We start from the raw sequence: 10,269 nt of genomic DNA, 5'->3' as shown, positions 1-10,269 counted from the left end.
GGAGACATCCCGCATGAGGGTAGAGAACGTCCACATCAGTTCCCTGGGAGTCACTCTGCACGAGTGGGCGAGCGTGGAGCAGGCCGTCGCCGAGGGTCGCGTGGATCCCGAGGTGACCGCCGCGAACGGGCTGACCGGGACGCACGTCTCCGGTGACGTGCCGGCCATGGACCTGGCGGTGTCGGCTGCCACCGCCGCTCTGGAGCGCTCCAAGCTCGAGCCCGACGAGATCACGTCGCACATTCACAGCGCGGTCCACTATCAGGGGCCCGTTGGGTCCTATCCGCCCGGATACATCCTGCGCGAACTGGGACTTGACGGTGTCTCCGCGCTCTACCTGCAGCAGGGCTGCAATGGCATGCTGGGCTCCCTCGAGGTGGCCATCGGCCAGATGACCGGTGCTGCCCGGAGCGAGGCGGTGCTGCTGACCACGGGGGAGAACTTCTCCTCCCCGGAGGTCGACCGGTGGACGGGCTACGGTCAGTCGTACTTCCTCGGCGACGGTGGTGCCGCCGTTCTGCTCAGCGCGGAGGAGGGCTTCGCGGAGGTCCGGTCGCTGCACGCCGGAGTGCTTCCGGCGCTGGAGAAGTGGCACCGTGGTGACGGCCCGCTCCTGCTGCGCGGCGAGACGGATGCGATGGACATGCAGGAGCGGACAGCACGGTTCAACGAGACCGAGATGACGGTGTCGGAGACGCTGGAGAAGCTGAGCATCTTCGACCTGGACGTCATTCACCGGGCCTTGGTCGACGCCGACCTGAACGCGGCCGACCTCGCCAAGGTCGTGCCGATCAACATGGACGGCCGGATGATCGAGTACTCGTTGATGCTGCCGCTGAGCCTGCCCATGTCCCGGTCCAGCTGGGACTTCGGCAAGGGCGTCGGTCACGTGGGCGGCGCGGACGTCTTCATCACGCTGGGGCACCTGGTCCGCACGCGTGAGGTCGGCCCGGGAGACCACGTCCTGCTGGTCTCCCAGGGACCCGGCTGGATCTGCACCGCATGCGTGGTCACGATCACGGATCTACCCGCCTGGGCGGTGTGATCCCCGGCCCGCCTGCGGGGCCTGCGCGGCACCCGCCCATGGCGGTCCACGACTAGGGCCCCCGACCGGGTCTTTCCCACCGGTCGGGGGCCCTCGTCGTGTCGGGGCGATCCATGTGCGAGGCGTGGAGGCGAGAGGCACGAAGCGTCGGCGGTACAGGGCTGCCGAGTCCGGCCCGCCGTCTCTGCGGTGGCCGTCGCCCGGGCCGGCCCGGGCGGGGTTCCGCGACGCACGGCCGCCCCGGCGGTGGGCCCCCGCCCCTGACGCGCGGTCGGCTCCTCGCCGACGGCCCGGCGACGGCACCGGCCGGAAGACGGCGGCACCCGCCCGGCCCGGCGGCCGACGGCTGCGCCGGGGCGGGGACCCGTGGGGGCGCCACCGCCCTCACCAGGTGTGCGGCGGGGCGGGCGGATCGGCGAGTGTGTTCCGGGCGGGCCGCCGCGGGGGCCCGGGCAGCAGATCGCGTCGCAGCGCGTTCGTACCCGTCCACGCGCCACCCGGCCACGGCTCACCCAGGTCGAGGCGCTCGGCCGTCACCACCGGCCGGCCGAGTGCCAGCGCCGCGTCCAGCAGGTCCTGGCCCTCCGGCGAGAGCGGATCGGCGCAGCGCACCGAGACCACGGGAGCGCCGTCGGTGGCCAACTGACGTGCCAGAGCGTCAAGGCAGGCCGCGACCGCCTCCCCGACCGGTCCCAACGCGTCGGCGGTGGGCTGGACCAGAACGAGACGCGGACCCCGCCCGCCGGACACATGAGCACCCAGGGCCAGTGCCGTGCCCACCACGAACCGAATCGCTTCGTCGGCCTCCGCTTCCGCGTCCGCCGTCACGCCGCCCGGTTGGACGGAGGCGGTGAAGACGACCGCCTCCCAAGCGTCGCGCAGCACGGTGGCGAGGGAACGTGCCGGATCGGCCGGGTCCCGGTCCGCCACCGTCACCCGCGCACCCGCCCGGGCCGCCACGGCAGCGGTCCGCCGGGCACACGGCCCGGTGACGACCAGCTGTTCCACACCGACACCGCCGGGAGAGACCAGGTGCCCGGCGAGTTCCGGCGCCGGCCGCCCCGCGACGAGCAGCACGCCGCGCACCGCGTGCCCCGCGCTCCCGTCCAGCCCAGTGCCGCCGGTGCGGGTCACGCGGGGGGCACGGACACGCCTGCCGCGAAGCGCCAACCGTGGCTCGCCCGACGCCACCGCCCCCGGCAGCGCTCGCCAGGTCTCCGTGGAGGCATCCGTGTCGCACAGCAGGAACCGCTCCGGCACCCGGTCCTGCAGGGCGCCGACCAGACCCCATATCGCGGAGCCCGGCAGACATTCCCCGGCGGGCCGCTCCCAGGCCGGTACCGCGTCCCGCGTCAGGACGACGAGCCGGGCGCCGGGCAGGAAGGAGTTGGTCCATCTGCGCGCCCATTCCGCCGCATCGCGCACCGCTCCCCGGACGAGGTCCAGCACGTGACCGGTGGCGCCCGCGGAGGGCGAGGCCCACGACACGACCACCACGTCGGGAGCGGGCGCCCCGCCGTCCACCGCCTTGGCCAATTGCTCGAAGCCCGGGTAGGTCTCGACGTGCACCCCGGCGGCCGTCAGCCCCGAGCGGGCCCGCAGCGGATCCGCGCCCACGACGGCCCACCGCCGACTCCGCTCCGCGGCGGGCGGCAGCGGCACATCGCGCCACACCTCCTCGAACAGGCCGTCCTGCTGCGCCACGGAGGCCGCCCGCAACCCCTCGGGGGACAGCGCCCCGAAGCGCACCGATTCCGCCGTCAGCACCGGATCCCCGGCAGCGTCCGCGGCCTCGACGGCGAGGGTCCCGTCCGCCGCGATCCGGAGCCGGGCCCGCAGTACGGAGGCCCGGACGGCATGCAAGGTCACCCCGCGCCAGGCGTCCGCCACCCGCAACGGGCCGTCACCGGATCCGGCGGATCCCGGCGCCGCGATCAAGTGGTTCCACAACTCGGGCCGGGTCACCACCTCCAGGAGCGCCGGATGCAGTCCCAGACCGCCGCCGCGCCCCGGCGTCCCCGCGGCGACGGACACCTCGACGAAGAGGTCGTCCTCGCGCCGCCACAGACCACGCAGCGCCTGCGGCGCGCCACGGGCACCCAACGGCCCGCGGTCCTCGAAGACGTCGTCGACACCCACCCACGTCGCCCCGGCGGGCGGCCACACGGCCAGGCTCCACCCAGGCGAAGGGCCGGTACCGAAGGCCGCTCTGCCGGAGGCATGACGGACCCAGGGGCGTCCCGTCGCACCGTTCGCGTCACGGCGTGCGTACACGGTCACCGCGCGGATCCCGAGGGTGTCGGCCGCATCGACGGTGACCCGCAACTGCACGCCTCCCTCCGCGGGCAGCAGCAGCGGCAGCACGACGTCGAAGTCCAGCAGCCGGCCGCAACCAAGATGCGCGGCCGCGTGCAGGGCCAGGTCCAGCAGCACCGCGTGGGACACCACGGCCCGGCCACCGGCCTCGCCGGACAGCCACGGCGCGCCGGTGCCCCGCAAGAGCCGCCCGGTGAAGGTCACCCCGTCCCCGTCCGGGTGTTCGACCGTCGCGGCCAGCAGCGGATGCCCCCCGGCCGACAACCCGAGGTCGGCGGCTCCCTCGTAGCGGGCGGGATCCAGTGGACCCTGCGCCCGCCGCCACAGCAGCCGCCCGGTCAGTCCCGACAGCCGCTGCCGGGCGATCTTCCCCGCCGGATTGCGCGGCACCTCGTCGACCGCGCGGATCTCCTCGGGCCGTTTGGCGGCCGACAGTTCGTCCCGGCAGGCGGCCAGTACCGCGTCGACGTCCAGGCCGTCGGGCCCCGGCACCAGATACGCCACCGGCACTTCGCCCAGCACCTCGTGCGGCTTCGCGCCCACGGCCGCGTCGCCGACGCCGGGCACCTGGAGGAGGACCTTCTCCACCTCGCCCGGGTGGATGTGCTCGCCCCCGCGGACGATGACCTCGTTCAGGCGGCCGGTCAGGGTCACGTACCCGTCCGCGTCCTGCCGGGCGAGGTCGCCGGTGCGAAACCAGCCGTCGCAGAGCACGGACTCGGTCGCGTCGGGGTGGCCGTGGTAGCCGAGCATGAGGGCGGGGCTGGAGACCCAGACCTCGCCCTCCTCGCCGGTGGTGACCTCGGTTCCGGTCCGAGGGTCCGTCAGCCGCAGCGCGACGCCGGGCAGCGGGCGTCCGCAGGAACCCGGCACGTACGGGCCCTGGGGGAGGTTGGTGGTGATCGCGCCGCACGTCTCGGTGCCGTAGCTGTCCAGCAGCGCGACGCCGAACGTGGCGCGGAACGCCTCGTGCAGGCGCGTCGGGCAGGGGGACCCGGCCACCATGCACACCCGCAGCCCGTGCGGGTCGAGGTCGCCGTCGCGCGCCTGCTCCACCATCTGGTGGTAGAGGGTCGGCGTACCGACGAGGAAGGTCGACTCCTCATCCCGGGCCGTGCGCAGCACCTCGTCCGCGGCGAGTCCGTCCGTGATGCGTGCGGTGGCGCCCACAGCGACGACACCGAGGACGCAGATGTTGTGGGCCAGTGCGTGGAACAACGGCATCGGCCCCAGCACCCGGTCCTGCTCCGACAGCCCGAGCAGGGGGGCGTTGCAGGAGGCGGTCGCCCACAGCGAGGTGCGCTGGGTGGAGACCACGCCCTTCGGCCTCCCGGTCGTGCCCGTCGTGTAGAGCATCCACGCAGGCTCGTCGAGCCCGAGGTCGTCGCGCGGCGGATCGCGCAGCGACCAGGTGGTGGCCAGTGTCTCGTACCGGTGCGGAGCGCCCTCCTCCGGCTCCGCGTGGGGGAGTTCGGCGGATTCGCCCACCAGGACCACGACGATTCCGGGGCGGTCCGCCAGCACCCTCCGCACCTGGGGGAGCTGCGCGGCACCCGTGATCACCAGCCGGGCCGCGCAGTCGTCGAGGAAGTGGCCCAGCTCGGCGTCGGTCGACCGCGGATCGAGCGGGACGCCGACGGCGCTCGCGCGGGTGATCGCCAGGTAACTCTCCACCGCCTCAAGCCGGTTGGAGAGGTAGATCACCGCACGGGCGCCGCGCTCCAGCCCCAGTCCCACGAGATGCCCGGCCACCCGGGCGGTACGCCGCTCCAGTTCCGCGTACGTCACCGAGCGGTGGCCGTCCAGGAAGGCCGTCCTGCCGGGCTGCCGTGCGGCGTGTCGGGCGAGCAGCTCGTGCAGCGGCCGTATCAGATCGGCGCGGAAGGCGTCTGTCATGGCCGTGGCACCCCGGTCTCACAGGCCCATCGCACTGTAGCGGCGAACCGCCAGCACCCGGCAGACCACCGCGATCACGACCGACCAGAGCAGGGACAGGGCGAGGGGGTGGTGCGCCGGCCAGGCCCCGCTGTGCGACAGGCTGGGATTGCCGAACAGCTCGCGACTGGACTGCACGGTGGCGCTCAGCGGATTCCACTCCGCGGCCCAGCGCAGCACCGTCGGCAGGGTCGAGGGCGCCACGAAGGCGTTCGACAGGAACGTCATGGGGAACAGCCACAGGAAGTTGCTCGTGGCCGCGGCCTCCGGGGCCCTGACCGAGAGGCCGATGAGCACCGCCACCCAGGACAGGGCGTACCCCATGAGCAGCAGCAGCCCGAACGCCGCGGCCGCCCGTAGGAGCCCGTCGTGAGCGCGCCATCCGACGATCAGGGCACAGACGACCATCGCCGCCAGCAGGATCGCGTTCAGCACCATGTCCGCGACGGTGCGCCCGGTCAGCAGGGCGCCTCGGGACATGGGCAGCGAGCGGAACCGGTCCACCATGCCGCTCTGCAGATCGCCGGCCATGTTCACACTGCTGCTGCTCGCAGTGGCGAGGGCGACCGTCTGCGCGAAGAAGCCCGGCATCATGAACTCCCGGTACGCGTCCGGTCCTCCGCTGCCGGGTAGGCTGAAGGACCCCGCGAGGACGTACGCGAACAACAGCACCATCAGCACCGGTTGCGCCAGGCTCAGAATGAGGATCTCGGGGACCCGCATCGTTCTGGTCAGGTTGCGCCGTGTGATCACCACGACGTCACGGGCGGCCTTAGCCGCCGTTCCGGGCCGCAGGGCGTCCGCCGGCCCGGGTTGCACCGCCACCGACATGGCTCTCACTCCTTCTCGCTCGACGCGCCGGCGGGGACCGCCACGTCCTCGGTCCCCCGTGGGTGCGGGGCCTCGTGGGTCAGGGCCAGGAACACCTCGTCGAGTGTCGGACGCCGCAACTCGATGTCGGTGATCTCGACACCGGCGGAGTCGAGCGCGGCCGCGATCTCCAGGAGCAGCCGCACCCCTCCGTCGACGGGAACGGAGATCCGTGACCTCGGCCGGTCGGCCTCGGGTCTCCTGGTGCCGAAGGGCGCGAGCAGCGTCACCGCGTGCTCGATCTGCTCGGTCCGGGCGATGACCACTTCGACGCGCTGGTGACCGGACTGCGCCTTGAGCTGCTGGGGCGTGCCACGGGCGATGATGCGACCGTGGTCGACGACCGCGATCTGCTGCGCGAGCCGGTCCGCCTCCTCCAGGTACTGCGTGGTGAGCAGGAGCGTCATGCCGGTCTCGACGAGATGCTCGATGGCGTTCCACAGGATGAGACGGCTGGTGGGGTCGAGGCCCACGGTCGGCTCGTCCATGAACATCACCGTCGGCCGCACCACCAGCGCCCCGGCGAGGTCGAGCCGACGGCGCATGCCGCCCGAGTAGGTGCTCGACTTCCGGTCGGCCGCCGCGACCAGGTCGAACTGCTCCAGCAGCTCGGCGGCACGCTGCCGTGCGGCACGGCTGCGCATGCCGTACAACTCGCCGATCATGCACAGGTTCTCACGACCCGTCAGCCGCTCGTCCACGGCGGTGAACTGACCCGTCAGCCCGATCGACAGCCGGACCCGGTCCGGCTGACGGACCACGTCGTGGCCGGCCACGGTCGCGATGCCCGCGTTCGGGCGCAGCAGTGTGGTGAGCAGCCGGACCGTGGTGGTCTTGCCCGCCCCATTGGGGCCGAGCAGGCCCAGCACGCTGCCTTCCGGGACGTCCAGGTCGAGTCCGTCGACGGCCCGGACCTCGCCGAAGGTCTTCACCAGACCCTCGGCGTGAATGGCGCCCGTCATGGGCTTCTCCGTCCTTGTCTGCGTCGGATGGCGTGCGCCGACGCGCCCGCCGGGGATGGCGCCGCCGCCCGACGGGGCGTCGCCGCTCCGGTGCACCAGAGCCCCGAACGGCGGCCCCGGTGCACCGGTACTCAGGTCGCGGCGATCAGCTTGAGTTCGGGGTGGGCGGTGCCGCCCTCGATCGCGGTGGAGGAGATGTGGGAGGCGACCCGCTCGTCGACGGGGTCGTTGGCGGGGTCGTCGTGGACGACGAGGTGTTCGTACGTCGTGGAGCGCTGGGCCGGGACCCGGCCCGCCTTCCTGATCAGGTCGATGATCTCCTGGCGGTTGGAGCGGTGCTTGGCGCCGGCCGAGGAGACGACGTTCTCCTCCAGCATGATCGAGCCGAGGTCGTCCGCGCCGTAGTGCAGGGACAGCTGGCCGATCTCCTTGCCGGTGGTCAGCCAGGAACCCTGGATGTGCTGGACGTTGTCGAGGAAGAGACGGGCGATCGCGATCATCCGCAGGTACTCGAAGAGGGTCGCCTGGGTGCGGCCCTTCAGATGGTTGTTCTCCGGCTGGTAGGTGTACGGGATGAACGCACGGAAGCCGCCCGTGCGGTCCTGTACGTCCCGGATCATCCGCAGGTGCTCGATGCGCTCGGCGTTCGTCTCGCCCGTGCCCATGAGCATGGTGGACGTCGACTCCACCCCGAGGTTGTGCGCGGCCTCCATGATCTCCAGCCAGCGCTCACCGGACTCCTTCAGCGGCGCGATGGCCTTGCGCGGCCGCTCGGGCAGCAGCTCCGCGCCCGCCCCGGCGAAGGAGTCGAGGCCGGCCGCGTGGATACGGGTGATGGCCTCTTCCACCGACACGCCGGAGATACGCGCCATGTGCTCGACCTCGCTGGCGCCCAGGCTGTGGATGACCAGCTGCGGGAAGGCTTCCTTGATGGCGCGGAAGTGCTTCTCGTAGTACTCGACGCCGTAGTCGGGGTGGTGGCCGCCCTGGAACATGATCTGCGTGCCGCCCAGCTCCACGGTCTCCGCGCAGCGGCGCAGGATGTCGTCGAGGTCGCGGGTCCAGCCCTTGGCGGTGTCCTTCGGGGCCGCGTAGAACGCGCAGAACTTGCACGCCGTCACGCACACGTTCGTGTAGTTGATGTTGCGCTCGATGATGTACGTCGTGATGTGCTCGGTGCCCGCGTACCTGCGGCGGCGTACGGCGTCGGCGGCGGCGCCCAGCGCGTGCAGCGGGGCGTCGCGGTACAGGACGAGCGCCTCTTCGGGGGTGATCCGCCCACCCTCGGCGGCACGGTCGAGAACGGTTTGCAGCGGAGACTGGGGAGGTCGGGGCATGGTGCCGGCCTTTCCGGGATGTCGAGGGTGAGTGCTGGTCGTGTCTCAGGTCATGCGATGTCGGGCGAGTCCAGGAGCCGCACGCGGACGTCGGGCGCGAATCCCTCGGTGTCCCCGCCGACCCGGCGGGCGAACTCCTTGATTCCGGCGAGCTGTTGCGGGCCGAGACGGAAGTCGAGCGCCGTCGTGTAGTAACGCTCCAGCGTCACCGCGTCGAACTCCTCCCATCGGGATGCCTGCTCGCACACCTTGGCCACCTCTGCCAGCGACAGGTCGCGGGACGCGAGCAGGTCGGCGTGGACCTGGTGCACCAGGTCGGGTTCCCTGGCGAGGAAGTCCCGGCGTGCGGCGAACACGGCGAACACGAAGGGCAGTCCGGTCCAGTCCTTCCACATCCGGCCCAGGTCGTGCACCTGGAGACCGAGCCGGGGCGCCTCGTGCAGCGCGGCGCGCAGCGCGGCGTCACCGATGACGACGGCGGCGCGCGCCTCACTCATCATCGTCCGCAGGTCGGGCGGGCTGACGAAGTACTCGGGTCGCACGCCGATGCGTTCGGCGAGGAGCAGTTGCGCCAGCCGCACCGACGTACGGCTCGTCGATCCCAGCGCGACCGGCTCGCCGTCCAGCTGCTCCAGCGGCACCTGGCTGACGATGAGGCACGACATCACATCGCCGTCGCTGCCCACGGCGATGTCGGGCAGAGCAACCAGGTCGTCGGCGTTCTTGAGGAACTCGACCAGGCTGATGGGACCGATGTCGAGGTCCCCCGCGGCCAGCGCGTCGTTGAGGCCGTCCGGGGTGTCGGTGCGCAGATCCAGGTCGAGGAGGCTGCCCGTACGGGCCAGCCCCCAGAACAGGGGAAGGCAGTTGAGGAACTGGATGTGCCCCACCCTGGGCCGGCTGCGCCTGCCGCCGGGGGGCCGCGACACTTCTTCGACGGGTTGGTGAGTCATCTGTGCACGGCTCCCGGAACGGATCGCTGGGACAAGGAGGGCTGGGCCGCTTCCACGTGGGCAGCGCGTCAGGCCTGGCGGGACGCGGTCGCGGAGAAGTGCTCGGTGAGGACGGCGATGACGTCGGCGGGATGTTCGGAGAGGAAGAAGTGCCCGCCGGGGAAGACGCGCAGGTCCATACCGCTCAGGGTGTGCTCCTCCCAGGCCCGCGCCTCGTCGAGTGAGGTCTTGGGGTCGTCGAAGCCGACGAGAACGGTGACCGGGCAGCGCACGGTCGCGCCCGGGTCGCACCGGTAGGTCTCCACGGCCTGGTAGTCGCTGCGAATGGCGGGCAGGACCATGCGCAGCAGCTCCTCGTCGTCCAGGAACTGGGTGTCGGTGCCGCTGAGCGAGCGCAGTTCGGCGACGACGGCGGCGTCATGGAGAGTGTGCACCTTCTCGCCGCGGGTGCGGGACGGGGCCCGCCGTCCGGAGGCGAACAGCCGGACAGGTCCGGACCCGGCACGTTCCATGCGCCGGGCCACCTCGAAGGCCACGACCGAGCCCATGCTGTGCCCGAAGAAGGTCAGCGGCCGGTCGTCCCAGGCGGCCAGCGCCTCGGTGACGCCGTCGGCGAGTTCCGCGATCGAGGTCAGCCCCCGTTCCCTGCGCCGGTCCTGACGCCCCGGGTACTGCACGGCGACGACGTCGACCTCGGGACTGAGCGCGGAGGAGACGGGGAGGTAGAAGCTGGCGGAACCGCCTGCGTGCGGGAAGCACACCAGGCGCTCCGTCGCCTCGGGCGCCGGCTGGAACCGGCGGATCCACAGATCGTCCGAAGGGCTGGGACTCATGGACGTGCGTGTCCTTCC

7 protein-coding genes are annotated in these 10,269 nt (G+C 72.1%); 1 reads left to right on the top strand and 6 read right to left on the bottom strand.

Annotated features, from left to right (window positions below):
- The first annotated feature begins 13 nt into the window (after positions 1-13).
- Positions 14-1,045 carry a ketoacyl-ACP synthase III family protein gene (locus tag ASC56_RS36025; protein WP_055495829.1) on the top strand — a complete coding sequence of 344 codons (1,032 nt, stop codon included), beginning with the start codon at positions 14-16 and terminating at the stop codon, positions 1,043-1,045.
- A gap of 384 nt (positions 1,046-1,429) precedes the next feature.
- Here ASC56_RS36025 and ASC56_RS36020 read toward each other — a convergent pair whose 3' ends face one another.
- The 6 genes from ASC56_RS36020 to ASC56_RS35995 all read right to left on the bottom strand — a co-directional run bounded on the left by ASC56_RS36020 (position 1,430) and on the right by ASC56_RS35995 (position 10,251).
- On the bottom strand, positions 1,430-5,257 hold the full coding sequence (locus ASC56_RS36020) for an AMP-binding protein (RefSeq protein WP_055495828.1): 3,828 nt from the start codon (positions 5,255-5,257) through the stop codon (positions 1,430-1,432).
- A gap of 18 nt (positions 5,258-5,275) precedes the next feature.
- Positions 5,276-6,127 carry an ABC transporter permease gene (locus tag ASC56_RS36015; protein WP_055495827.1) on the bottom strand — a complete coding sequence of 284 codons (852 nt, stop codon included), beginning with the start codon at positions 6,125-6,127 and terminating at the stop codon, positions 5,276-5,278.
- Between the two features lie 5 nt (positions 6,128-6,132).
- Entirely contained in the window at positions 6,133-7,128 is a 996-nt protein-coding gene (locus tag ASC56_RS36010) for an ATP-binding cassette domain-containing protein (RefSeq protein ID WP_055495826.1), read from the bottom strand.
- Positions 7,129-7,259: 131 nt separating this feature from the next.
- Complete coding sequence (gene mqnC, locus ASC56_RS36005) at positions 7,260-8,465, bottom strand: cyclic dehypoxanthinyl futalosine synthase (RefSeq protein ID WP_055495825.1); 1,206 nt, start codon at positions 8,463-8,465, stop codon at positions 7,260-7,262.
- Positions 8,466-8,515: 50 nt separating this feature from the next.
- The gene (locus ASC56_RS36000) at positions 8,516-9,418 is read right to left on the bottom strand and encodes a menaquinone biosynthetic enzyme MqnA/MqnD family protein (RefSeq protein ID WP_055495824.1); all 903 of its coding nucleotides are present in this window, start codon (positions 9,416-9,418) and stop codon (positions 8,516-8,518) included.
- Positions 9,419-9,486: 68 nt separating this feature from the next.
- The gene (locus ASC56_RS35995; protein WP_055495823.1) at positions 9,487-10,251 is read right to left on the bottom strand and encodes a thioesterase II family protein; all 765 of its coding nucleotides are present in this window, start codon (positions 10,249-10,251) and stop codon (positions 9,487-9,489) included.
- Positions 10,252-10,269 lie beyond the last annotated feature (18 nt).

Origin of the sequence: Streptomyces sp. TP-A0356 (genome assembly GCF_001417775.1) — a bacterium.
GTDB lineage: Bacteria > Actinomycetota > Actinomycetes > Streptomycetales > Streptomycetaceae > Streptomyces.
Note: the sequence above shows the minus strand (reverse complement) of the source record. Positions and strands in the feature narration are given on the sequence as shown.

Coding starts and splice junctions, on each gene's coding strand:
- ASC56_RS36025 (WP_055495829.1), top strand. CDS start 14: ATGAGGGTAGAGAACGTCCACATCAGTTCCCTGGGAGTCACTCTGCAC.
- ASC56_RS36020 (WP_055495828.1), bottom strand. CDS start 5,257: ATGACAGACGCCTTCCGCGCCGATCTGATACGGCCGCTGCACGAGCTG.
- ASC56_RS36015 (WP_055495827.1), bottom strand. CDS start 6,127: ATGTCGGTGGCGGTGCAACCCGGGCCGGCGGACGCCCTGCGGCCCGGA.
- ASC56_RS36010 (WP_055495826.1), bottom strand. CDS start 7,128: ATGACGGGCGCCATTCACGCCGAGGGTCTGGTGAAGACCTTCGGCGAG.
- mqnC (WP_055495825.1), bottom strand. CDS start 8,465: ATGCCCCGACCTCCCCAGTCTCCGCTGCAAACCGTTCTCGACCGTGCC.
- ASC56_RS36000 (WP_055495824.1), bottom strand. CDS start 9,418: ATGACTCACCAACCCGTCGAAGAAGTGTCGCGGCCCCCCGGCGGCAGG.
- ASC56_RS35995 (WP_055495823.1), bottom strand. CDS start 10,251: ATGAGTCCCAGCCCTTCGGACGATCTGTGGATCCGCCGGTTCCAGCCG.